This is a genomic window from Achromobacter sp. 46006 (assembly GCF_059761975.1).
In genome coordinates this window covers 14,517-38,155 of the sequence record NZ_JCBANN010000043.1, presented here as the reverse complement: position 1 = coordinate 38,155, position 23,639 = coordinate 14,517, and the positions used below count along the sequence as shown (strand labels likewise).

22 protein-coding genes are annotated in these 23,639 nt (G+C 68.2%); 7 read left to right on the top strand and 15 right to left on the bottom strand.

Annotated features, from left to right (window positions below; translation table 11 throughout):
- Window positions 1-2: 2 nt before the first annotated feature.
- Window positions 3-434, bottom strand: a complete 432-nt coding sequence (locus AC6LKG_RS18850; RefSeq protein WP_498166820.1) for a VOC family protein — start codon at window positions 432-434, stop codon at window positions 3-5.
- A gap of 141 nt (window positions 435-575) precedes the next feature.
- On the opposite strand from AC6LKG_RS18850, the gene AC6LKG_RS18845 reads away from it, so the two are divergent.
- Window positions 576-1,451 carry a LysR family transcriptional regulator gene (locus AC6LKG_RS18845; RefSeq protein ID WP_498166818.1) on the top strand — a complete coding sequence of 292 codons (876 nt, stop codon included), beginning with the start codon at window positions 576-578 and terminating at the stop codon, window positions 1,449-1,451.
- An 11-nt stretch (window positions 1,452-1,462) separates the two neighbouring features.
- Here AC6LKG_RS18845 and AC6LKG_RS18840 read toward each other — a convergent pair whose 3' ends face one another.
- From AC6LKG_RS18840 to phoB, 12 genes are all read right to left on the bottom strand, one after another.
- A complete protein-coding gene (locus AC6LKG_RS18840) occupies window positions 1,463-3,835 on the bottom strand; it encodes a TonB-dependent siderophore receptor (RefSeq protein WP_498166815.1) in 2,373 nt (790 codons plus the stop codon).
- A gap of 291 nt (window positions 3,836-4,126) precedes the next feature.
- Complete coding sequence (locus AC6LKG_RS18835; RefSeq protein ID WP_498166813.1) at window positions 4,127-5,110, bottom strand: FecR domain-containing protein; 984 nt, start codon at window positions 5,108-5,110, stop codon at window positions 4,127-4,129.
- Window positions 5,110-5,634 carry a sigma-70 family RNA polymerase sigma factor gene (locus tag AC6LKG_RS18830; RefSeq protein WP_498166810.1) on the bottom strand — a complete coding sequence of 175 codons (525 nt, stop codon included), beginning with the start codon at window positions 5,632-5,634 and terminating at the stop codon, window positions 5,110-5,112. The genes AC6LKG_RS18835 and AC6LKG_RS18830 overlap by 1 nt, the downstream gene beginning before the upstream one ends.
- 397 nt (window positions 5,635-6,031) lie before the next feature.
- On the bottom strand, window positions 6,032-7,231 hold the full coding sequence (gene serA, locus AC6LKG_RS18825) for a phosphoglycerate dehydrogenase (RefSeq protein ID WP_498166807.1): 1,200 nt from the start codon (window positions 7,229-7,231) through the stop codon (window positions 6,032-6,034).
- 134 nt (window positions 7,232-7,365) lie between these two features.
- Window positions 7,366-7,836 carry a DUF411 domain-containing protein gene (locus AC6LKG_RS18820; protein WP_498166804.1) on the bottom strand — a complete coding sequence of 157 codons (471 nt, stop codon included), beginning with the start codon at window positions 7,834-7,836 and terminating at the stop codon, window positions 7,366-7,368.
- Between the two features lie 18 nt (window positions 7,837-7,854).
- Window positions 7,855-8,799 (bottom strand): copper resistance protein B, encoded by a 945-nt coding sequence (locus tag AC6LKG_RS18815; RefSeq protein ID WP_498166801.1) that lies wholly within the window; start codon window positions 8,797-8,799, stop codon window positions 7,855-7,857.
- Window positions 8,800-8,817: 18 nt separating this feature from the next.
- The gene (locus AC6LKG_RS18810; protein WP_498166799.1) at window positions 8,818-10,563 is read right to left on the bottom strand and encodes a copper resistance system multicopper oxidase; all 1,746 of its coding nucleotides are present in this window, start codon (window positions 10,561-10,563) and stop codon (window positions 8,818-8,820) included.
- Window positions 10,564-10,581: 18 nt separating this feature from the next.
- Window positions 10,582-11,076 (bottom strand): cupredoxin domain-containing protein, encoded by a 495-nt coding sequence (locus tag AC6LKG_RS18805; protein ID WP_498166796.1) that lies wholly within the window; start codon window positions 11,074-11,076, stop codon window positions 10,582-10,584.
- A gap of 74 nt (window positions 11,077-11,150) precedes the next feature.
- On the bottom strand, window positions 11,151-12,551 hold the full coding sequence (locus AC6LKG_RS18800) for a heavy metal sensor histidine kinase (RefSeq protein WP_498166794.1): 1,401 nt from the start codon (window positions 12,549-12,551) through the stop codon (window positions 11,151-11,153).
- A complete protein-coding gene (locus AC6LKG_RS18795; protein WP_498166791.1) occupies window positions 12,548-13,234 on the bottom strand; it encodes a heavy metal response regulator transcription factor in 687 nt (228 codons plus the stop codon). Before AC6LKG_RS18795 ends, AC6LKG_RS18800 begins: the two co-directional genes overlap by 4 nt.
- A gap of 64 nt (window positions 13,235-13,298) precedes the next feature.
- Window positions 13,299-14,606 (bottom strand): phosphate regulon sensor histidine kinase PhoR, encoded by a 1,308-nt coding sequence (gene phoR, locus AC6LKG_RS18790; RefSeq protein ID WP_498166789.1) that lies wholly within the window; start codon window positions 14,604-14,606, stop codon window positions 13,299-13,301.
- 12 nt (window positions 14,607-14,618) lie between these two features.
- Complete coding sequence (phoB, locus tag AC6LKG_RS18785; RefSeq protein ID WP_006386862.1) at window positions 14,619-15,317, bottom strand: phosphate regulon transcriptional regulator PhoB; 699 nt, start codon at window positions 15,315-15,317, stop codon at window positions 14,619-14,621.
- A gap of 161 nt (window positions 15,318-15,478) precedes the next feature.
- Between phoB and ubiE the strand changes: the two genes are divergently transcribed.
- The 6 genes from ubiE (at window position 15,479) to rfaE2 (ending at window position 21,466) form a co-directional block, all read left to right on the top strand.
- Window positions 15,479-16,255: a bifunctional demethylmenaquinone methyltransferase/2-methoxy-6-polyprenyl-1,4-benzoquinol methylase UbiE gene (gene ubiE, locus AC6LKG_RS18780; RefSeq protein ID WP_498166786.1), complete on the top strand. Its 777-nt coding sequence runs from the start codon at window positions 15,479-15,481 to the stop codon at window positions 16,253-16,255.
- A gap of 177 nt (window positions 16,256-16,432) precedes the next feature.
- Window positions 16,433-17,434: a Tim44 domain-containing protein gene (locus AC6LKG_RS18775; protein ID WP_498166783.1), complete on the top strand. Its 1,002-nt coding sequence runs from the start codon at window positions 16,433-16,435 to the stop codon at window positions 17,432-17,434.
- Between the two features lie 196 nt (window positions 17,435-17,630).
- Window positions 17,631-18,269 carry a ubiquinone biosynthesis accessory factor UbiJ gene (locus AC6LKG_RS18770; protein WP_498166780.1) on the top strand — a complete coding sequence of 213 codons (639 nt, stop codon included), beginning with the start codon at window positions 17,631-17,633 and terminating at the stop codon, window positions 18,267-18,269.
- Between the two features lie 3 nt (window positions 18,270-18,272).
- Window positions 18,273-19,826 carry a ubiquinone biosynthesis regulatory protein kinase UbiB gene (ubiB, locus tag AC6LKG_RS18765; RefSeq protein WP_498166778.1) on the top strand — a complete coding sequence of 518 codons (1,554 nt, stop codon included), beginning with the start codon at window positions 18,273-18,275 and terminating at the stop codon, window positions 19,824-19,826.
- Between the two features lie 183 nt (window positions 19,827-20,009).
- Complete coding sequence (locus tag AC6LKG_RS18760) at window positions 20,010-20,888, top strand: ferritin family protein (protein ID WP_498166776.1); 879 nt, start codon at window positions 20,010-20,012, stop codon at window positions 20,886-20,888.
- 89 nt (window positions 20,889-20,977) lie between these two features.
- On the top strand, window positions 20,978-21,466 hold the full coding sequence (rfaE2, locus tag AC6LKG_RS18755) for a D-glycero-beta-D-manno-heptose 1-phosphate adenylyltransferase (RefSeq protein ID WP_498166773.1): 489 nt from the start codon (window positions 20,978-20,980) through the stop codon (window positions 21,464-21,466).
- A gap of 17 nt (window positions 21,467-21,483) precedes the next feature.
- Here the strand turns inward: rfaE2 and AC6LKG_RS18750 are convergent, their stop codons facing one another.
- Window positions 21,484-22,815: a TolC family outer membrane protein gene (locus AC6LKG_RS18750; RefSeq protein WP_498166770.1), complete on the bottom strand. Its 1,332-nt coding sequence runs from the start codon at window positions 22,813-22,815 to the stop codon at window positions 21,484-21,486.
- Window positions 22,816-22,913: 98 nt separating this feature from the next.
- Window positions 22,914-23,594 carry a protein-L-isoaspartate O-methyltransferase family protein gene (locus AC6LKG_RS18745; protein ID WP_498166768.1) on the bottom strand — a complete coding sequence of 227 codons (681 nt, stop codon included), beginning with the start codon at window positions 23,592-23,594 and terminating at the stop codon, window positions 22,914-22,916.
- Window positions 23,595-23,639: the final 45 nt, after the last annotated feature.

Below are 23,639 nucleotides of genomic sequence, written 5' to 3'. Positions count from 1 at the left end.
GATTACTTGGCGAACAACGAGTCCAGGTTCTTGAACGCCTTGAATTCCAGCGCGTTGCCCGACGGATCCATGAAGAACATGGTGGCCTGTTCACCGACTTCGCCCTTGAAGCGGATGTAGGGCTCGATGACGAACTCGGTGCCGGCATCGGTCAGGCGCTTGGCCATGGCTTCCCATTGTTCCATGGAAAGCACCGCGCCGAAATGGCGCACGGGCACATTGTGCGAATCGACCGCGCTGGTGGCCTTGTGGCCGCATTCGCTGGGCGCCAGGTGGGCGACGATCTGGTGGCCGTAGAAGTTGAAGTCGATCCAGTCGGGCGAACTGCGGCCCTCCGGACAGCCCAGCTTTTCGCCATAGAAGGCGCGGGCTTCGGCCAGGTCGCGGACCGGAAAGGCCAGGTGGAACGGCGGCAGGTTGGTTTGAGCGGTCATGAAAAGCTCCGGGTCAGGCGGAAAAGGTAATTCAGAATGCGGACCGTCACCATCGGGACGTGTCCTGAGTCGCTAGTTTATGAATTGTTTTTTTGATTGAAAAACGATATTTTTTGTGTCTTAGCATCGAAAATATTGATCGTGATCAAGGAATTCAAGACCTTCATCGCCGTGGCGCACGACGGCACCTTTACCGGGGCGGGGGCCCGGCTGGGCCTGACCCAGTCGGCGGTCAGTGCCCAGATCAAGCGCCTGGAGGACTACCTGGGCGTGGCGCTGTTCGACCGTGGCGCGCGCGCCGCCATGTTGAACGCCCACGGCCGCGAGATGCTGCCGCAGGCCGAGGAACTGGTCGCGATGGCCGAGCGCATGGCGTCCTCGGCCGGGGCCGGCCACGTCAGCGGGTCGCTGCGCATCGGCGCCATCGCCTCGGTGCAGCAGGACCTGCTGGTGCGGGCGCTGGGCGAGTTCCGCGCCGGCTATCCCGACGTGCGGGTGCGCATCGTGCCGGGGGTGTCGCTGTCGCTGCTGGGGCAGGTCGATGCCGGCGAGGTCGACATGGCGCTGCTGATCCGGCCGCCGTTCGCGCTGCCGCCGGAACTGGGCTGGCAGCCCCTGCTGCGCGAGGAAGTGGTGCTGGCGATGCCGGCCACGATGCCGCCCGCGCCGTGGCGCGAGGTGCTGGCCGCGCAGCCCTTCATCCGCTACGACCGCGCATCCTTCGGCGGGCGCGTGGTGGACCTGTTCCTGAAGAAGCAGCGAATCACGGTGCACGAGGCGGTGGAGCTCGACGAGATCGAGGCCATCGCCAACATGGTGCGGCACGGGTTGGGGGCGGCGCTGTTGCCGCGATTGCGCGGGCTGGACACGGACGGGTTGCGGCTGGTGTCGCTGGGCGAGGCGGCGTTTCACCGCGAGATCGGCCTGATCGGGCGGCTGCCTTTCGACACGGGCAGCGTCGGCGGCAAGATGGCGGAGTGCCTGGCACGGGCGGCGGGCGCCGGGCTGGCGCCCTGAAGTCGGCCGCGCTAAAACTCCGCCGTCACGGACAACAGCAAGGTGCGCGGCGCGGCCACGGTCAACCCTTCGCGCGCGGCGGATTGCCAGTAGTGCCTGTTGAACACGTTCTCCACCGTCGCTCGCAAGGTCACCGGCGTGCGGTTGATGTTCGTCGCATAGCGCGCGCCCACGTCGAAGCGGGTCCAGCCCGGCAGTTGCTGCGTGTTGGCCGCATCGACGTACTGGGTGCTAGTGCGCAGCACGCGCGCCGTCAGGGTCAGACCCTGCACGAAGGGCGTGTCCCATTCCGCCGCGGCGTTGAATTGCCAGCGTGGCACTGCGGGCGCGGCGTGCCCGTCGTTCGCGCCGCCGCGGGTCTTGGTCAGCATGCCCTGGGTATAGGCCAAGCCGCCCAGCAGGCGCACATGCCGAGCCAGTTCGCCTTGCAGCAGGAATTCCAGACCGCGGTTGCGCTGCCGGCCATCGGCCTGGTAGCGCAGCGTATCGGGATTGACGTAGGCGCTGGGCTGCTCGATCTGGAACGCGCTCAAGGTGGTCGCGATGGTGCCAAAGTCGTACTTGGCGCCGATCTCATACTGCCTGGATACATCCGGTTTGAGCGTTTCGCCCGCGTTGGCCGCTTCGGCCGGCGCCGTGCCGCCCTGGCTCAGACCCTCGATGTAATTGCCATAAAGGGACAGATGCCGACCGGGCTTGACCGTCAGGGCCAGTGCCGGCGTGACGGCCGACTTGCCATAGTCCGAGGTGCGGTCGCCGGTCGCCGCATTGTAGTTCACCGATTGCACGCGCTGCTGGCGCAGGCCGGCGGTCAACTGCACCGTGCCGTCCAACACGGACAACGTGTCGGCCAGCGCCACGCTGTACAGCCGCGTTTCGCTCGTCTTGCCCAGGTCGCTAGGCTTGGCTATGTCCGGTTTGACCAGGCCGATGGGGTCGTACAGGTCAGAGAATACCGTGGAGGAGCGCACCCGCGCCGACGAATAGTCAATGGCGAGGAAGCTGGCGGATAGCGTGGGTTCGTGCTGGACAGGGCCGCTATCGAAGCGGCCGCGGACGCCGATTTCGCCGGTCTTGCTCAGCAGCCGTTCGTTGAGGCGGGCGGGCACCGAACCGATACGGCCAGTCGAATCGAGCATCAACCAGGTCGTCTGCAAGCTCTCGAAATCGTGGCGGCGCGCGCCCAGCGCGCCATAAACCGTCCAGTCATCGGACAGGTCATATTCGGCCCGTACGTCGCCGCTCCATTCCTTCGCCTTCCAGTAAGTCCATTCGGGGAAGAAATTGCGTTTCGGATCTGGCGCATGGCCGATTTGCTGGCCCGCGCCGGGCGGGAACAGCAGCCCGCTGCGGGCCTCCGTCACGCGGTTCTGGTAGTTGATGTCGCCGTCGATGCGAAAGCGGCTGCCGCGATAGTCCATCCCGAGCGAAACCGCGCCCAGGTCCTCGCCGGCGCCGGAGATGTTCATGTCGCCACCGCTGCGCAGCACATTCAGCCGCATGCCGGTGCGGTCGTCCTCGCCGAAGCGGCGGGAAATGTCCGCCTGCGCGCCGAACTGGTTGTTCTCGATGTATGACAGCGTCAGGCGGTTGAGCGGTTCGTCGCCGGCGCGCTTGGGCACCAGATTGATCGCGCCGCCGATCGAGCCGAATGGCGCCATGCCGTTCAACAGCGCGTTGGGGCCGCGCAGTACCTCGACGCGTTCGATGCCGATCAACGATGTGGCGTTGCGCGGCGAGATGCCGTACAGGCCGTTGTAGGCGACGTCGTAATTGAACAGCGTGAAACCGCGGATGTTGAATTCGTCGCGGCCGGCGCCGCGCGCGTAGGTATTGCGCACCGAGGGATCGTTGACCAGCACGTCGCCGATGTTCTGCGCCTGCTGGTCATCGATCAACTTGGCGGTGTACGACGTTGCGCTGAAGGGGGTATCGAGAAAGTCGCGGTTGCCGAGCAGACCGATGCGGGCGCCGCGCGCCACTTCTCCGCCCGCATAAGGTTCGGGCAGGGCCGAGGCGCTGGCGCCCGTCACCACCACGGCCGGCAAGGTGGTGGCGGTTGGTGTTGACGCGGGCTGCAGCGCATAGCCGCCCTCGGGTCGGCGCACCGCTTCCAGGCCGGTGTTGCCAAGCAGGATCCGAAACGCGCCGTCGACGCCGTGGGCGCCGCGCACGCCAGGGCTGGTCTTGCCCGCCGTCATGGCGGCCGGCACGCTGAGCAGGATATTCGCCTGTTCCGCAAAGCGGCTCAGCGCGCCGGCCAGAGGGCCGGCAGGAACGTCATAGGCATGGGCGGCGCTAGTGGCGCGCGCTGTGTTTTGTGCATGGGCCGGCGGGACTGGCATCGTCGTCATCAGCAGCGCGCCGAGCACGGTCTTGCTCAACGTGCGATGGGGGGCCACTGACCATGACAATAGCGAGGGGGACGACCCGGGGCGGGCAGGATGGTGCGGGCGGCGCATGGAACGGTCTTCCTTGGAGTGGGAATGGCAAGGAGAGGCCCTCCGCGTGCGCACATGGAGCGCCGGCCGGCGCTCCGGTGCGGGTCCGGGCGGCAGGGACGCGGTACGGATCTGCGGGGTCCTCTTTCCTTGTTGATCGAACGAGCGACGGAAAAGCGAACCACGACGCGCATTTTTTTGATAGCCGTGCGCGGCCCGCGGCGCGAGATCGGGTTACTTCGGTTCCAGCGTCACCCACCACGGCAAGGTGCGCAGGACGCGGACCGGCAACTCGCGTTCGAGCATCGCTAGCGTGCGCGGCAGGTCGTCGACCGGGTAGCGGCCCACTACGCGCAGTCCGGCGATGCGAGGATCCACGCCGGTGTAGCCGACGTGATAGCGCCCCAATTCCGCGACGAGATCGCCCAGCGGCAGGTCTTCGGCCAGAAGCACGCCGCGCGACCAGGCTTCGCGGGCCGGATCGGCGGGCGTGGCCGCCGAGATGGCGTTGGCGTTGTAGCGCTTCTGCTCGCCGCGGCTCACGAGTGCCTCCTGCCCGGACACGGTGCGGATCCGCACCTGTCCCGCGTAGACCGCCAGCAGGATGTCGTCGTCGGCCTGCCTGACGGTGTAGCGGGTGCCCAGGGCCTGCAACCGGCCGAAGCGGGTGTCGACGAAGAAAGGACGCTGGCGCGCGTCTTTGGCGGTATCGATGAGGATCTCGCCATCGACCAGGGTCAGCAGGCGTTGCGTGGCGTCCAAGCGCACGTCAATGGCGCTGCGGGTGTTGAGCCAGACGAGGGTGCCGTCGTCCAGGACGAGCCGGCGTTGCTCGCCGATACCGGTCGCGTAGTCGGAGCGCCAGGCCGTCACGACGGCCTGCAGCGGTGTGGTCCGCCAGCCGAGCCAGCCCAGCACGCTGACACCGCACAGCGCGAGGACGCGACCCGCCACCCGGCGGCGCGCGGAAGGACTTCGCGAGGCGACCTGCACCGCCTGTTCGGCTGCGTCGCGTTCACCGTCGGCGCGCAGCACGTCGAAGCGGCGGCTCACCGCCTCGACGTGCGCCCAGGCGCTGCGGTGTTCGGGCCGCGCGTCGAGCCACTGCTGCCAAGCGAGGCGCTGCTGGGCGCCCACATCGGCATTCTGCAGGCGGGCGTACCACTCGGCCGCGACCTTCAGGCTTTCATAATTCGCGCGAGGAAGGCTCGACGCCACTAGTCCAACCCGGCGTCGATCAGCGCCAGATGCAGCATGGCCTGGGCCAGGTACTTCTGCACCATCCGCAGCGATACGCCCATGTGGTCGGCGATCTCGCGACTGCACAGCCCATGTATCTGCGCCTGGATGAACGCCGTGCGGGCCTTCTCCGGCAGGCGGCCCAGCCACTCGCCGACTTCCAGCAGGGTCTCGATAACCAACGCCTGGTGCTCCGGCGACGGGGCGTAGGCTGGCGGCAGGGCGGCCAGGCTTTCCAGCCAGGCCTGTTCCACCTGCCGCCGGCGCCAGAGGTCGGTGCACAGGCCCTGGGCCATGGTGCGCAGATAGGCACGGGCAGCCCCGGCGCTGGCGAATCCGTCGGGTGCCGGCCGGAGGATCAGCCGCATGAAAGCGTCATGCGCCAGGTCGGCGGCATCCGCGGCATTTCCCAGGCGGCGGCGCAGCCATCCCAGCAGCCAGCCGTGATGATCGCTGTAGAGAGCGTGCAGGTCTTGCTGCACGGGAAGATTGGCTGCGGACATCGGACAGGCTCAGGCGCGAACGGGCATGGCAATAAGGATGGGAATGGTTATCGTTTATAACTGAAGTGCGAGAGGTCGCGCAATGCCGGCAGACCCTGGACGGACGGGGCGCCCCGGGGGGCTGGCTTGTGCGGCTACTGAAAAAGGGCCCCCGCAGTTGTGAACTGCCCCTAGAAGTTGGATGTCAGAAGCTAACGCCCGAAGGCCTGACCGACGCCCCGGCCAGTCTGCCAGTCGTAGCATGTAAGCGATCTGCACTTCGGCAAATCTCGATCGTTCATGGTTTCTCCTCGCCCCAAGCGGGGCGCCGAGAAGCAACCTTATCCCTAGTTTTGACCTGTACGGATATTCCGGCTCCACGTCACGTTGGCGGGCCCTTTCTGGTGGTGGCCCCGTGCTACAGCCGGTCGCAGCGCACCGTGATCGGATGATCGCGTAACGCCGTCATGACGACGTCGTCGACCTGGCCTTCGACGTCGGTGATGACATAGCCGATCTGGCCCTTGGTCTGCAGCGTCTGGCTGACGATGTTCAGGCCGTGCTGCGCCATCAGGTTGTCGAGCGTGCCGAGCGCGCCGGGGGCGTTGCGGTGCACGTGCAGGATGCGGGTGGCGCCGGCCGGCTCCAGGTAGGGCAGCTCGGGGAAGTTGACCGCGCCCTTGGTGGTGCCGGCCTGCAGGAAGCGCACCAGCTTCTCGGCCACTTCGCGGCCGATGTTCTCTTGCGATTCCTGCGTGCTGCCGCCGATGTGCGGGGTCAGGATGACGTTGGGCAGGCCGATCAGCGGACTGGCCAGGGGTTCGTCGGCGCCCTTGGGCTCGGTGGGGAACACGTCGAGCGCGGCGCCCGCCAGGTGGCCGGACTTGAGCGCGGCGTGCAGGGCGTCGATGTCGACCACGGTGCCGCGCGAGGCGTTGATGAGGATGGCGCCGCGGCGCATGCGCGCGAGGGTCTGCGCATTCATGATGTTCTCGGTGGACTTGCCGCCGGGCACGTGCAGGGTGACCACGTCGGCCTGTTCCAGCAGGTCGTTGAGCGAGCCGGCCGGGCGGGCGTTGCCCAGCGGCAGCTTGGCTTCGACGTCGTGGTAGATGACGCGCATGCCGAGGCCTTCGGCCAGCGTGCTGATCTGCGAGCCGATGTTGCCGTAGCCGACGATGCCGAGCGTCTTGCCGCGGGTCTCGAAGGCGCCGGCGGCGCTCTTGTCCCAGTGGCCCAGATGCACGCGGGCATTCTTTTCGGGGATGCGGCGCAGCAACAGGATGGCTTCGCCCAACACCAGCTCGGCCACCGAGCGGGTGTTGGAGAACGGCGCATTGAACACCGGGATGCCGCGCTGCATGGCGGTGTCGAGGTCGACCTGATTGGTGCCGATGCAGAAGCAGCCGACGACGCGCAGGTCGGGATTGCCGGACAGCAGGGCGGCATCCAGGTGGGTGCGAGAACGGATGCCGACGACCTGGGCGCCGCGCAGGGCGTCCTGCAGTTGCGCCGGCGGCAGGGCCGCGGCATGCGTGACGATGTCGGTGTAGCCGGCGGCTTCGAAGACGGCGCGGGCGCTCGGGTGGATGTTCTCGAACAGGACGATGTGTGCCATGACTGCCAGGGGTCGGGTGAAGAATGCGTTTTATTTATTGTGGCGCATTTTTGCTGCGGTGCAAGAGGTACCCATTGCCCGGGTGGGGATGAATTGTTTCAGGCGGGTGGCCGGGGTTCGCCCGCCCACTGCCTTCAACGATACGCCTGGAACACCCTGGCGCCGCCGCGCTTGTCCACCAGCAGGACATCGTGCGGGGTCTTGCGGCCGCCGTATTCGGGGCCGTCCATGCCGGGCGAGCCCAGCGGCATGCCAGGCGCGGCCAGGCCGGCGGCGTCGGGCTTCTCCAGCAACAGGCGGCGCACGTCGCTGGCCGGCACGTGGCCCTCGATGGCGTAGCCGTCCACCACCGCCGTGTGGCAGGAGCCGTAGTCGGCCATGCCGGCATTGCGGCGCACGGGGCCGGTGTCCTGCACGTCATGCGTGGTGACCTCGAAGCCGTTGTCGCGCATGTGCCTGACCCAGTCTTCGCAACAGCCGCAGGTGGGCGTCTTCCAGACCTGGACCTTGGGCGCGGACTGGGCCTGTGCGAGGAGCGGCGCGTACAGGGGCAGGGATAGCGCGGCCGCCAGGAGCAGGCGGGCGGGGGTGAGGATTTTTTTCATGGGTCTCCGCGAGAAGGGTCAGAACCAGAAGCGCACGCCCGCCAGGACGGCGGCCTGCGAGCGGCCTTGGCCGGCGGCGGATGCATAGTCCGCAGTGCGGCCGAAGGTACGTTCGAAGGATACCCCGACGTAGGGCGCGAACTGGCGCGTGACTTCGTAGCGCAGGCGCAGCGACAGCGACCCGCTGGACAGGCCCGAGCCGATGCCGCGTTCGGGGTCGTTGCGGCCGTAGGCGCTGGCCTCGATTTCGGGCGTGAAAATCAGACGCTGGGTAAGCAGCAGGTCATATTCGGCCTTTATGGCCAGCGCGCTGCGGCCGGACGGGCCGGCGTATGCGGTGGTCTGGAACTCGATGTTGTAGGGCAGCACGCCTTCGATGCCGAGCGCGGCCCAGTTGCGTTTGGGGCCGCTGCCGAAGTCGCGCCGCGCGCCCACTTGCAGGTCCCAGAACGGCGCGATGGCGTGGCTCCAGAAGGCCTCGACCTTGGCTTCGGAGCCGCCGCCGCTTTCGCGCTCGCCTTCGCTCTTGACCACCAGCCGGTCGGTGGCGGTGCCCCACCAGAAGCGGCCGTCCCATTCCAGCGCGTTCTGGCCGTCGCGGTTGCGCGACCAGCCGAACTTGTCGAACAGCAGCCGCGATGAAGCATCCTTGTCCATCATGTGCGGGTGGATGCCGTAGCTGTCGTAGCCGCGCGGGCCCGCGCCGTCGCTGGACGGCAGGCTGCCGACTGGCGGGGCGGCGGCGGGCGCGCCGTGGTCCATGCCGGACATGGCGGAATGGTCCATGCCGGGTGGCATCGCGGGCTGGGGCGGGGCGCCGCCGGGGTTCATGTCCGGCATCGAGCCATGATCCATGCCGGCGTGGTCGCCCGCGGCCTGGCCGAGGGCCGGCTGGCCGGCCATGGCCGCCAGCAGGGCGCTGGCCAGCGCGGCGTGGCGGAACGGGGGAAAGGAGGTGCGCATAGTCCGGTTTCTCATCGCCTACTCCACCACGACCGCCCTGAACATGCCGGCCTCCATGTGATACAGCAGGTGGCAGTGGTAGGCCCAGTTGCCGCGCGCATCGGCGCTGACGCGGTAGCTCAGGCGCTGCGCGGGGTTGAGCGACAGGGTGTGCTTGCGCACCTGGAAGGCGCCGTCGGGCGATTCCAGGTCGCTCCACAGGCCGTGCAGGTGGATGGGGTGGGTCATCATGGTGTCGTTGACCAGCACGAAGCGCACGCGCTCGCCATGGCGCAGCACGATGGGCTTGGCGTCGGAGAACTTCACGCCATTGAACGACCACATGTAGCGCTCCATGTTGCCGGTCAGGTGCAGTTCGATCTCGCGGGTCGGCGCGCGGTTGTCGTCGGGTTCGCGGATCGAGCGCAGGTCGGCGTAGGTCAGCACGCGGCGGCCGTTGTCGCGCAGGCCGATGCCGGGGTCGTCCAGGCGGGTGGACACCACGTCGGGCAGCATCGAGTTGCCGGGGCCGCGTTCCTCGGGATAGGGGTGCCTGACCTCGACGATGCCACCCTCGCCGACGCCGCTGTCGTGGGAATCGCCATGGTCCATGCCGCTCATGCCCGCCATGTCTTGGCCGCCTGCGCCCATGTCGTGCTTCATGCCCATGTCCATCATGCCGAGCAGTTGCGCGCGGTCGACGGCCGGCACCTCGGCCTGCATGCCGGGACGCGGCGCCAGGGTGGCGCGGGCGTAGCCGGAACGGTCCATGGCCTGCGAGAAGATGGTGTAGGCGCGGTCCTCGGCGGGCTCGACGATCACGTCGTAGGTCTCGGCCACGGCGATGCGGAATTCCTCCACGTCGACCGGCCGCACGTCCTGGCCGTCGGCCGCCACCACCGTCATCTTCAGGCCGGGGATGCGCACGTCGAAGTACGTCATGGCCGAGCCGTTGATGAAGCGCAGGCGCACGCGCTCGCCCGGCTTGAACAGGCCGGTCCAGTTGCCGGCCGGCGTCGCGCCGTTGGTCAGGTAGGTGTATGTCGCGCCGGACACATCCGCCAGGTCCGACGGATTCATGCGCATCCTTTCCCACATCAGGCGCTCGGACAGCGCCGCCCGCCAACCTTTTTCGTCCGCCTCGCGCATCAGGCCATGGACGCTGGGCTGGTTGCGGTTGTAGTAGTCGGGCATGGCCTTGAGCTTGTCGAACACCCGCATCGGGTTTTCGTCCGTCCAGTCGGACAGCAGCACGGTGTACTCACGATCCGAGGCAACGGGGTCGGGCCGTTTGGGATCGATGACGATGGCGCCGTACAGTCCGGTCTGCTCCTGGAAACCCGAATGGCTGTGGTACCAGTAGGTGCCGCTCTGGCGCACGTCGAAGCGGTAGGTGAAGGTCTGGCCCGGATCGATGCCCGGGAAACTCAGGCCTGGCACGCCGTCCATGTCCGTAGGCAGCAGGATGCCGTGCCAGTGGATCGAGGTCTGTTCGCGCAGGCGGTTGGTGACGTGCAGTGTGATCGTGTCGCCCTCGCGCCAGCGCAGCAGCGGCGCCGGAAGCTGGCCATTGACGGTGGTGGCGATGCGGGCGGCGCCGGTGAAGTTCACCGGCGTTTCGCCGATCTCCAGGTGGAATTCGGTGCCGCGCAGTTCGGCGGGCAGGACGGGGGCCGCGTGCCGGCTCGCGGCGGCGGCGCGCCAGCCGCCCAGCGCCGCGAGCGCGCCGCCGGCGGCCAGCCCCTGCACGAAGCGGCGGCGGGCGGGAATGGGGAGGGTCTTCATGGCGGATCCGCGGCGGCGCTACTGCACCGACACCGCGCCCTTCATGCCGGCGCCATAGTGGCCGGGTTCCAGGCAGCCGAAGGACACGCTGCCGGCGCGGTCGAACTTCCAGACGATCTGGCCGCTCTTGCCGCCGTCCAGCGACACGGCGTTGGCCTCTGCATGGCGCATGCCGGGGTCCTTCATCATCATGGCGTAGTGGGCCTGCAGGTCGGCGTCGCTGCCCAGCACCATCTCGTGGCGGATGCGGCCCGCGTTACGCACGTTGAAGCGCACCGTTTCGCCAGCCTTGACCTGTACCTGCGCGGGCGTGAAGCGCATGGCGTCGGTCATGTCGACGTCGATGCTGCGGGTGACGCGAGCGGCGTCGCCGGGCGTGCCGATGGGGGCGGAGGCCGCCGGCATGGCGTGGCCGGCGTGTTCGCCATGGGCGCTGGCGGCGAAGGCAGTGCCGGTGCCGAGCAGCGCGGCCAGGGCCGCGGTCTGGGTGATGCGGAGCAAAGTGCCTTTCATGCTGTTCCCTTGATGGGGGTTGACCATGGGAGGCACTTTAGGAAAACCGGGGTGACCCGGTTCTGTCGCGAAGATTACTTCTTTGTAATGTGGCCGCCGGAGGTGTCCGGGTCCGACCCGCGCAGGGTGATGCCGACCACGGTGCCCCCGGGGCCGGAGGCCGCGTCGACCTCGCCGCCGTGCATGCGGGCGATGGCGCGCACGATCGCCAGACCCAGCCCGTGGCCTTCGCTGCGCGGCGCGCGCGCCTGGGCCGAGCGGAAGAAGCGGTCGAAGATGCGCGGCAGGTCGGCGGCCGGGATCGGCGCGCCGGGGTTGCGCACTTCGATCCGCGCGCCGGCCGGCAGCGTCTGGCAGGCCAGCACGATCTCGCCGCCGCGCGGCGTGGCCTTGATGGCATTGGAGATCAGGTTGGCCAGCGCGCGGCGCACCAGCCCGGGATTGGCGGCGACGGTGGCGTCGCCCTCGCAGCGCAGCGTGACGCCACTTTCTTCCAGCGCCGCCTCGTAGAAGTCGGCGACGCGCCGGGCCTCGGCGGCCAGCGACACCGGCGCCAGGTCGGCGGCGCGCTCGCCGCGGTCGGCGCGCGCCAGGAACAGCATGTCGTTGACCAGCGTCTTCAGGTCTTCCAGGGTTTCCAGGTTGGATTCGAGCGCGTCGCGCAGCTCGGCCGCGTCGCGGCCGCTGGACAGCGTCACCTGGGTGCCGTTGATCAGCGTGGCCAGTGGCGTGCGCAGTTCGTGCGCGACGTCGGCGTTGAAGCCCTCCATCTGCTGGTAAGCGGCCTGCAGGCGCTCCAGCGTGCGGTTGAACGACAGCACCAGCTCGTGCAACTCGCGATCGGTGTCGCGCAGCGGCAGGCGCACGGCCAGGTTGTCGGGCTGGATGCGGGCGGCCTGTTCCGACAGCCGGCGGGTGGGCGCCATGCTGCGGCGCACCGCCCAGGCCGCCAGCAGCACGGTGGCGCCGACCCACAGCGCGCAGATCAGCGCCAGCGCGGTGCCGTAGGCATACAGGAACTGCGAGCTGGTGCGGGTGCCGACCGCCACCGTCAGGTGCGCGCCCGGCAGGATGCGGTCATCGACGGGGACGCGCAGGCCGCGCATGCGGCTGCCGTCGGCCCGTTGCAGCAGCACCTGCCGGTCCGGCAGCGTCTGCAGCGTTTCGGGCGCCGCGCCGCCGTAGACCGGATGGCCCTGCGCGTCGACGATCCAGATGCCGAGCTGGCCCTGGCCGGCGCGCATGTCGTCGAACGTGGCGGCCAGGTCGTGCAGGCCGCGCGCGCTGTTCTGCATGTCGATCAGGTGGTTGATGAGTTCCAGCTTGCCGCTGACTTCGGTGATCTCCTGGCGCTCGACTTCGCGCTTCAGGGCCCAGAACAGGGTAGCGCCCGCCAGGCTGGAAACCACAAGGGCGATGGCGCCCAGCAGCAGGGTCAGGCGCGCCTGCATCGAGCGCACGCGCGGCGCTTTCATTCGCGCGCCGGCTCCGGCCGCGATTCGAGCACGTAGCCCATGCCGCGCACGGTGTGCAGCAGCTTGGCCTCGAACGGGTCGTCCAGCTTGCCGCGCAGGCGCCGCACGGCCACATCGATGACGTTGGTGTCGCTGTCGAAGTTCATGTCCCAGACCTGTTCGGCCAGGGTGGTGCGCGACAGCACCTGGCCCTGGCGCCGCAGCAACAGGGCCAGCAGGTTGAATTCCTTGGCGGTCAGGTCCAGGCGGCGGCCGCCGCGCGCGGCCTTGCGGCGCGCCAGGTCCAGTTCCAGGTCGGCCAGGCGGAACACGGTGGGCTCCTGCGAACGGCCGCGCCGCAGCAAGGCCTGCACCCGGGCCAGCAGTTCGGAGAAGGCGAAGGGCTTGACCAGGTAGTCGTCGGCGCCGCCTTCGAGCCCGCGCACGCGATCCTCGACGGCGTCGCGCGCGGTCAGCATCAGGATCGGGGTGTCCTTGTTGGCGCGCACCGCGGCCAGGATGCCGAAGCCGTCGACGCCGGGCAGCATCACGTCCAGCACGATCAGGTCGTAGGCGCCTTCCAGCGCCAGGTGCAGGCCGTTGACGCCGTCTCGCGCCAGGTCGACGACGTGGCTCTGTTCCGACAACCCTTTCTTGAGGTAGTCGGCCAGCTTGGGTTCGTCTTCGATGACCAGGATGCGCATGGCGGGAAATTTACCATCCGCGCCGCGATGGCGGCGCGGATGCCGCGCGTGGCGTGACGCCGCTTCAGGCGGACGGATCGACGGCGATGCGGTCCGGCGGAAAGCGCAGCGCGAACACGCTGCCCTTGCCGGGTTCGCTGCTGATCAGCAGTTCGGCGTCGTGGCGCATGGCGATGTGCTTGGTGATCGCCAGCCCCAGCCCGGTGCCGCCGACGGCGCGCGAGCGGCCGCGGTCGACGCGGTAGAAGCGTTCGGTCAGGCGCGGGATATGGCGGGCGGGAATGCCGATGCCGGTGTCCTGCACGCTGTAGCGGCCGCCGCCATCGGGCTCGCGCTCCCAGCGCACGGTGATGGTGCCGCCGTCGGGCGTGTAGCGCACGGCGTTGGTCAGCAGGTTCGACAGGGCCGAGGTCAGTTCGGTCTCGGAGCCGAGCACGTCGAGGGTTTCGTCGACGTGCCATTCGATCACGTGGCGGCCCCCCGACAGGGCCTCGATCTGCTGGCGCGCCTTCTGCAGCAGCGCGCCCATATTGACCGCGCGCGGGTCGCTGCCCGGCGACGATTCCAGCGTCGACAGCGTCAGCAGATCCTCGACGATGGCCTGCATGCGCTGGGCCTGCTCGTGCATCATGTCCAGGTACTGCGCGCGCTGCTCGGGCGGCAGGGCGTCGGCGGGCATGTCGCGCAGTGTTTCCAGGAAGCCGGCCAGCACCGTCAATGGCGTGCGCAGTTCGTGCGAGACGTTGGCGACGAAATCGCGGCGGGTGGTCTCCAGGCGCTCGATCTGGGTGACGTCGCGGGTGATGAGCAGGCGCTGGTTGCTGGCGTAGGCCGTCAGCTGCATCATCATCAGCCGTTCCTGGCCGTTCTGGCCCAGGCGCACCAGGATCGGATCGGGCCAGGAGGCGCGGTGGGCGTATTCGACGAATTCCGGCGCGCGCAGCAGGTTCAGCAGGTTGTGGCCGCGATCGGCCGGCAGGCGCAGGCCCAGGTGCTGGCGCGCCATGCGGTTGCACCAGTCGATCTGGAAGTCTTCATTGAGCGTGACGGCGCCGTCCGGCAGCGCCTGGGCGGCCGCCAGCATGCCTTGCATGGTGTCGCGGGTCTCGGCCAGTTCGCGGGCGCGGGCCCGGGTGTAGCGGTAGAGGGGGGCGAGGATGTCGTCCCAGGGGCCGACGGATGCCGGCGGCGAGGTGTCCGGGTGCCTGGCCCAGTGGGACACCAGGTGCAGGCGCCAACTGCGCCACAGCAGCATGGTGACCAGCGCGGCGCTGAACAGCACCCAGCCGGCCGGATCGCCCATGAGCCATTGCGCCAACAGCGCGACCGCCGCCCACAGGGCGACCAGGATAAGAGTGCGCAGCCAGATCATCGTGCGGGAGTTTTACCGCGCCGGGACCTGTGCCGTAAACCGGTAGCCGCTGCCGCGCACCGTTTCCACGTGGGCATCGTGGCCGCTGGGTTCCAGCGCCTTGCGCAGGCGGCGGATATGCACGTCGACGGTGCGTTCCTCGACGAACACGTGATCGCCCCACACCTGGTCCAGCAGCTGCGAGCGCGAGAACACGCGTTCCGGGTGGGTCATGAAGAAGTGCAACAGGCGGAATTCGGTGGGGCCGATCTGCAGCGACTGGCTGTTGCCCGACAGGCGGTGCGTGACGGGGTCCAGCTTGAGGCCGCCGACGTCGATCACGTCGTCGGTCAGCTGCGGCGCGCGGCGGCGCAGCACGGCCTTGATGCGGGCCATCAGCTCCTTGGGCGAGAAGGGCTTGGTGATGTAGTCGTCGGCGCCGGCTTCGAGGCCGTCGACCTTGTCCTGCTCGGAACCCTTGGCGGTCAGCATGATGACTGGGACGGCGCGGGTGCGCTCGTCGTTGCGCAGCTTGCGCGCCATGGCCAGGCCGGAGGTGCCGGGCAGCATCCAGTCCAGCAGGATCAGGTCGGGCAGTTCGGCGCGGATCAGCGTCTGGGCCTGGTCGGCGTCGAAGGCGCGCAGCACCTTGTGCCCGGCGAAGGACAGGTTGACGGCGATCAGTTCCTGGATGGCGGGTTCGTCTTCGACGACGAGGATGGTGCTGGACATGGCGAATTAGGCACGCTTCTGAGCGCCGGCGCGGCGCGAACATTGCGATAGTATGGCCGCAATATTTCAGGTATGTGACCGCCAGGCGTTGTCCCGCGCCCGCGGGCGGCGTCCGGCAGGCCCCGATAGGCTACCATTGGACGATATATCGGGAATTCACCATGCAAAACCCCTCCGAATCGCAACATTCCGCGGATTCCGCCTCCCCCTCGACGCATTTCGGCTTCCAATCGGTGCCGGAAAGCGAAAAAGCCCGCAAAGTCGCCGAAGTCTTCCATTCGGTCGCGCAACGCTACGACATCATGAACGATTTCATGTCGGCCGGGCTGCACCGCGTCTGGAAGGCCTTCACCATCGGCCGCGCCGCCATCCGCCCCGGCATGAAGGTGCTGGACATCGCCGGCGGCACGGGCGACCTGGCCAAGGCGTTCGCCAAGCGCGCCGGCCCAACCGGCGAGGTCTGGCTGACCGATATCAACGATTCCATGCTGCGGGTCGGCCGCGACCGCCTGGCCGACGCCGGCCATCTGGTGCCCACGGCCGTCTGTGACGCCGAGCGCCTGCCGTTTCCGTCGGGTTATTTCGACCGCGTCAGCGTGGCCTTCGGCCTGCGCAACATGACCCACAAGGACCGTGCGCTGGCCGAGATGACCCGCGTGCTCAAGCCGGGCGGCAAGCTGTTGGTGCTGGAGTTCTCCCGCATCGCCAAGCCGCTGGCGCCGGCCTACGACTGGTATTCCTTCAACGTGCTGCCCTGGCTGGGCAAGACCGTGGCCAAGGACGAAGCCAGCTACCGCTACCTGGCGGAATCCATCCGCATGCACCCCGACCAGGACACCCTGGCCGACATGCTGCGCACCGCCGGCCTGGAGCGGGTGCAGTACTTCAACCTGACCGCCGGCATCGCCGCCCTGCACGAGGGCGTGCGCCTGGCCTGATCCGCCTTGGTCTGATACGGCTTGACGACGCTCCGGGGGAACTTGTGGGGCGGTGGCTTGTCCGTTATTCTTACGTCATTCAGATTAATGTAAGGAAGTCGCGCTGAAGGACCGCACGATTCGTGCGGCTTTCCGCTGCTCGGGGCAGCGGGGGCGCGGGTACGAGGGAGCACATCCATGACCAAATTCTGTTTTTCGCGGTTTGTCGCCGCAGCGCTCATCGCCATTTCCGGCGCCGCGCTGGTAACGGCATCGTTCGACGCCGAAGCCCGCCGTGCCGGCGGCGGCGGCAGCTTCGGCCGTCAATCCTCCAATGTGACCCAGCAGCGCCAGGCCACCACGCCGCCGACCGCCGCCAGCAACACCGCGGGCGCTACCGCGGCCCCGGCGGCCGCTGGCGCGGCCACGGCTGGCGCCGCCGGCGCTGCCGCCAAGAGCGGCGCGTCGCGCTGGCTCGGCCCGATCGCCGGCATCGCCGCCGGCCTGGGCATCGCTGCCCTGTTGTCGAGCATGGGCCTGTCGGGCGCATTCGCTGAGTTCCTGTCGTCCGCGCTGTTGATCGCCGCGGTCGTGTTCGGCGTGATGTTCATCATCCGCCGCCTGCGGGGCGCCGCGCCGCGTCCGGCCACCCAGGGCGCTTTTGGTGGTTCCAACAATGCCCCCGGCCAGCCGCAGCAGCAGCCCATGTGGCGCGAGGCGCTGAAGCCGGCCGCTCCGGCCGCGGCCCCGGCTGCGGCCGCCGCTGCCGCCCCGGCAGCCGTGCTGCCCAAGGCGGGCGACGACAACAACTGGTTCGTGCCGGGCGACTTCGATACGCCCAACTTCCTGAAGCAGGCCAAGGACCAGTTCGTGCGCATCCAGGCCGTGTGGGACAGCGGCAGCACCGACCGCCTGCGCGACTACCTGACCGACGACCTGATCACCGAGCTCAAGCCGCAACTGGCCGAGCGCGGCGCCGCGCCCAACAAGACCGAAGTGGTGCTGCTGAACGCCGAGTTGCTGGGTATTGAAACGGTGTCCGACGGTCACCTGGCCAGCGTGCGTTTCTCGGGCATGCTGCGCGAAACCCCGGGCGCTGAAGCCTTCCGCTTCGAGGAAGTCTGGAACCTGTTCAAGCCCGCCAACGGCGGCTGGCTGCTGGCCGGCATCCAGCAGATCCCGGTGGAATACGCCAGCTGATCCGGCTGGCGCCATCTTCCTGATCTCGCGGCGGCTTCGTGGCCGTCCGCAACCAACCGGCCCGTCAGGGCCGGTTTTTCCATGCGCGGACGCAAACCGCGTCCAGACTGTCCGGAACACACCCCCATCCAACCCGTTACACTCCCGATTTACCTATCAACTTCGTCAGCCCCGTTGCGCGGGGCCGCGGACTGTCATGTTGCCTTTTTCGTTTCTGCCCACTCCCGCGCGGCTGGCCGTCGGCGCGCTCAACGCCTTGTTGAAGCGTGAGGACTGGGCGCGCGAGCGCCTGGCGCGTCACGCCGGCAAGACCGTGCGTTTCGCGCTGGGCGGGTTCGCGCTGGGCCTGACCATCGACAGCGACGGCCTGGCGGCCCAGGCCGACGCGGCGGTGGTGCCCGACGTGACCCTGACGGTGGCGCCCGAGAAGCTGCCGCTGCCGCGCCTGGGCGCGGGCGGCGAGGCGCCCGATTTCGCCGAGGCCACCCATATTTCCGGCGACGCCGCGCTGGCGCAGGTGGTGGCGGACCTGTCCAAGCAGTTGCGCTGGGACCCGGAAGACAGCCTGGCCCGGCTGGTGGGCGACATTCCCGCGCTGCGCATCGCCGGCGGGCTGCGCGCGGCCGCCGGCGGCGCGCGCCAGGCCGGCCAGCGCATGGCCGAGAACGTGTCCGAGTACCTGGCCGAGGAAAGCGGCATGCTGCTGGGCCGCCCGGCGCTGGAGCAGTGGCGCCTGGACGTGGCCGAGCTGAACGCCCGCGCCGACGCGCTGGCGCGCTCGGCCGCCGCCCTGCAATCGCGACTGGCCTCGGCCGCCGCCAAGCGAGGCGCCTGAGCCATGTTCCCCTTGCTGCGCCTGCTTCGCATCATCCTGGTTTCGCTGCGCTACGGTCTGGACGAGCTGGTGCTGTCCAGCCTGAACCATCCGCTGGCCACCTGCCTGCTGCGCGTCATCCGCCTGGGCACCCGGCCGCGCCAGCCGCGCGGCCTGCGGCTGCGCCTGGCGCTGGAATCGCTGGGCCCGATCTTCGTGAAGTTCGGCCAGGTGCTGTCCACCCGCCGCGACCTGATTCCGGCCGACATCGCCAACGAACTGGCGCTGCTGCAGGACCGCGTGCCGCCTTTCCCGTCGGCCCAGGCGGCCGCCTGCATCGAGGCCGCGCTGGGCGCGCCGCCGGAAAAGCTGTTCGCGCAGTTCCAGGTGGACCCGGTGGCGTCGGCGTCCATCGCGCAGGTGCACTTCGCGGTGCTGCACGACGGCCGCGAGGTGGCGGTCAAGGTGCTGCGCCCGGGCATGCTCAGCATCATCGAGAAGGACCTGTCGCTGCTCAAGGTCGTGGCCCGCATCATCGAGCGCCTGGGCGCCGATGGCCGCCGGCTCAAGCCGCGCGAGGTGGTGGCCGAGTTCGACAAGTACCTGCACGACGAACTCGACCTGGTGCGCGAGGCCTCCAATTGCAGCCAGTTGCGCCGCAACTTCGGCCCGGAATCGGGCCGCGGCGACATGCTGATGGTGCCCGAGGTGATCTGGGAATACACCGCGTCCACCGTGTTCACCATGCAGCGCATGTATGGCGTGCCGGTGGGCCAGGTCGAGCGCATGCGCGCCGCCGGCATCGACATCCCGACCCTGGCGCGCACCGGCGTGGAGATTTTCTTCACCCAGGTGTTCACCGACGGCTTCTTCCATGCCGACATGCACCCGGGCAACATCTACGTGTCCGACCGGCCCGAGACGCTGGGCAGCTACATCGCGCTGGACTTCGGCATCGTCGGCTCGCTGTCGGAATTCGACAAGAACTACCTGGCGCAGAACTTCCTGGCCTTCTTCCACCGCGACTACCGCCGCGTGGCGCAGTTGCACATCGAGTCGGGCTGGGTGCCGCCCGATACGCGCGAGGAAGAACTGGAGGGCGCGGTGCGCGCCGTCTGCGAACCCTATTTCGACCGGCCGTTGTCCGAGATTTCGCTGGGCCAGGTGCTGTTGCGCCTGTTCCAGACCTCGCGCCGGTTCAATGTGGAGATCCAGCCGCAGCTTGTGCTGCTGCAGAAGACGTTGCTGAACGTCGAAGGCCTGGGGCGGCAGCTCGACCCCAACCTGGATCTCTGGAAGACCGCCAAGCCCTACCTGGAACGCTGGATGCGCCAGCGTGTCGGGATCAAGGGCCTGCGGCAGAGCCTGGAAAAAGAAGCCGCGCAGTGGTCGCAGATGCTGCCGGCGCTTCCCAGGCTGGTCCACGACCACCTGAACCGTCCGAACCTCTCGCCGGCGCTGCTGGCCGAGATGGCGCTGTTGCGGCGAGCCCAGGAACAGAACAACCGGCTCGTCGCGGCGCTGGTTGGCGTGCTGGCCCTGGCCATCGGGGTGGCGTTGTGGGCATTGACCCGATAGGCGGCGCGATGATGTAAGTGCGATCCCCTGTCATGTTTCATTCATGAAACGGTCATCATAGCTTCGCGGGAGACGGCGAAAAATAGCGCTGGGCAGGCCTCTGTGCAGCGTCGCGCCGGCAAGCGCGTGCGCCATTCATCAATTTCCATAGCCCCACTAGCGGGACGAAAACAAGGGCAGAACATGCTTTATCCTGAACTCTTCAAGACCATGGAAGCGGTGCGCTGGAACATGGCGCACGATATTCCCTGGGGCGATTTTGATCGCAGCAAGCTCTCGGACGAGCAGGCGCACACGATCAAGATGAACGCCATCACCGAATGGGCCGCGCTGCCGGCCACCGAGATGTTCCTGCGCGACAATCGCGGCGACAGCGATTTCTGCGCGTTCATGTCGGTGTGGTTTTTCGAAGAACAAAAGCATTCCCTGGTGCTGATCGAATACCTGCGCCGCTTCCGTCCCGACCTGGTGCCCACCGAAGAAGAACTGCACAACGTGCGTTTCGAATTCGACGTGGCGCCCGAGCTGGAAACGCTGATGCTGCACTTCTGCGGCGAGGTGCGCCTGAACCACTGGTACCGCCGCGCCGCGGAATGGCATACCGAGCCGGTCATCAAGTCCATCTACAAGACCGTGGCGCAGGACGAGGCCCGCCATGCCGGCGCCTACCTGCAGTACATGCGCCGCGCCCTGCACGACCGTGGCGAGGATATCAGCGCCCAGGCGCGCCTGGCATTCTCCAAGATCGGCGTGCTGATGGCCTCGGCCGGCCGCAGCCAGCAGGCGCTGCACCCGACCAACCTGCACGTCAACAAGGACCTGTTCCCCAACGACACGGTGCAGTCGCGCCTGCCCGAGCCGGGCTGGCTGGAGCATTGGCTGGATACCCAGATCCGCTTTGACGGCATCTGGGAACAGAAGGTCGCCACCCGCATCCTGCACATCCTGTCCAAGCTGATGGACCGCAGCTTCGAAACGGTCAAGGACCTGAACCGCTACCGCAAGGAAATGACGGCCCTGATCTTGCCCAGGGAAAAGGAAATCGTGCTGGCCGGCGCCTGATCCGACGCCTTGGCGGCGCGCGCCGGCCCCGGTCGGGCGCGCTCGATGACCGATGACGGCGGCCACGGCCGCCGTCGTACAATCGCGGCATGCCAGCCGCCCGTTTCGAATCCAAAGTCCTGTCCCGCGACGATTGCGTCGCCGCCGTTGCCGCCGGCCGCCTGCCGCGGCCGCTGGTGTTCACCAATGGCGTCTTCGACATCCTGCACCGGGGCCACGCCACTTATCTGGACCAGGCCGCCCAGTTGGGCGCCACGCTGGTCGTGGCGGTCAACACCGACGAATCGGTGCGCCGATTGGGCAAGGGCGAAGAGCGCCCCCTGAACCGCATGGAAGACCGCGCCGCGCTGCTGGCGGCGCTGGGCTTCGTCACCGTGGTCACCTCGTTCCACGAGGATACGCCCGAGGCCCTGATCGGCCAGCTCAAGCCCGACCTGATCGTCAAGGGCGGCGACTACGACATGGAAAAGCTGCCCGAAACCGCCCTGGTCAAGACCTGGGGCGGTCGCGCGGTGGCGATTCCGTTCGAGTTCGAGCGTTCCACCACGGCGCTGGTCAGGAAGATCCAGGGCGGCTGAGGCGCCGCCGCGGCGATTCAGCGCGGTTCGCGCAGCAGCCGGTTGATGGCATCAAGGTCGGCTTCTCCCAGGATGCCGCTGGTGGCCTTCAGGCGCAGCCCCGCCAGCACCGTGCTGTAGCGCGCCAGCGCCAGGTCGCGCTGGGTGGCATAGAGCTGCTGCTGGGCGTTGAGCACGTCCAGATTGATGCGCACGCCTACTTCATAGCCGGTGCGGTTGGCCTCGACCGCGGCGCGGCTGGATTTCTCGCCGGCTTCCAGCGCCTGGATGCGCGCCAGGCCACTGGTCACGCCGGTATAGTACTGGCGCGCTGCCTGCACCGATTGCCGGCGCGCGGCCTCGAAATCGTGGCGCGCCTTCTGTTCCAACTGCACTTTTTCCGTGACCTGCGAGGACACGCCGCCGCCCGAATACAAGGGAATCGACAACACCACGCCGATGGTGCTGTCGATCGGCTTGCCCGGCGCGGCGTTGCGCATCACGGCATCGCTGGCGCTGCCGCTGGTGGCGCGCAAGTTGAGAGTGGGGTAGTGGCCGCTCTTGGCGATCTGGATCTCGCGGCCGGCGATGCGGGTCAGCAGTTGCGCCCGCAGCACCTCCAGGCTGGAGGATTCGGCCTGGTTGCTCCAGTCTGCCACGCGAGCCGGCTGCGGCGCGGGCAGTTGCACCCCGGGCGGCAGTTCGGCCAGCGCGCCGGGGGCCGTGCCGATGATCTTGGCCAGTTCCTCGCGGCGCACGTCCAGGTCGTTCTGCAGGCGCAGTTCCTGCGCCACCACCAGGTCGAAGCGCGCCTGGGCTTCGTAGGTGTCGGTGATGGTGGCGTTGCCAAGTTCGAAATTGCGCTTGGCCGACTCCAGCTGGCCGGCCACGGCGGCCTTCTCGGCCTCGGTGGCGGTCAGGGCGTCCTGCGCGTACAGCACGTTGAAATAGGCATCGGCTACGCGCAGCAGCAGGTCCTGGTAGGCCTGCCGCAACTGCACCTCGACGTCGGCGACGATGAGCTTGGATTGTTCGTAGTTCTGCCAGCGGCCCCAGTCGAACAGCGGCTGGGTCAGCGCCAGGTCCCAGACGCCGCGGCCGCCGCTGTAGGCCACACCCAGGCCGCGGGTGCTGCGGGTTTCCTGGTAGGCGCCGCCGACGCCTGCGGAGACTTCGGGCAGCAGCAGGGCGCGCGCCTGCGGTTGTCTTTCAAGGCCGGCGCGGTAGCTGGCCCGCGCCGCGGCGTAGATCGGATCATTGCCCAGGGCGGCCTGCCACACCTGCAACAGATTCTGCGCCGATGCGGCCGACGGGCCGACACTTGCGGCGGAGGTAAAAACCAGTAAAGCCGTAAGCAATCGGACGCGCATGATCTGTCAGGGGAGGGGTGCTGCTCCAGGGAATCCAGGGCGGGAGCCCATGGCCGGGCTGGCCGGCGTGGGGGGGCCGCGCGGCCCCGCCAGCGAACTCAGAACTTGAACTGCGACACCGTGGCGCCGCGCAGGGGCTTGATGACCGTTTCGAACAGATTGACGGTCTCGAAGCTGGCGGCCGTGGTGCGGGTGATGCGACAGGCCGTCATGACGGGGGCCTGGCCGACGACGACGACCAGGCGGCCGCCGACGCGCAACTGGTACTTGAGCGCGTCCGGCACGACCGGCACCGAGCCCGTCACCAGGATCGCGTCGTATTCGGTGGAACCCCAGCCGTTGCGGCCGTCGCCAGTTTCGACCTTGACGTTGGCGACGTTGTTCATCTGCAGGTTCTGCTGCGCGAACGTGACCAGGCGGCTGTCGATCTCGACCGAGGTGACCTGCTGCGCCAGGTAGCCCAGCAGCGCGGCCTGGTAGCCGGAGCCGGTGCCGATTTCCAGCACGCAGTCGGACTTGTTCAGTTGCAGTTCCTGGGCCAGACGGGCTTCGACCTTGGGCGCGAGCATGTTCTGGCGGGTGTTGACCGCGTTGATTTCCAGCGGCAGTTCCAGGTCGGAAAACGCCAGGGCGCGCAGGGCCGGCGGAACGAACTGTTCGCGGCGCACATCGAACAGTGCTTGCAGCACGTTGGCGTCCAGGACGTCCCACGGGCGGATCTGCTGTTCCACCATGTTGAAGCGGGCTTGTTCTACGTCGGGCAGGGTCGAAGCGTTCATGACGGTCAGGAAAAAAGCGGAGGAATCAGCCGACCATTGTACCGA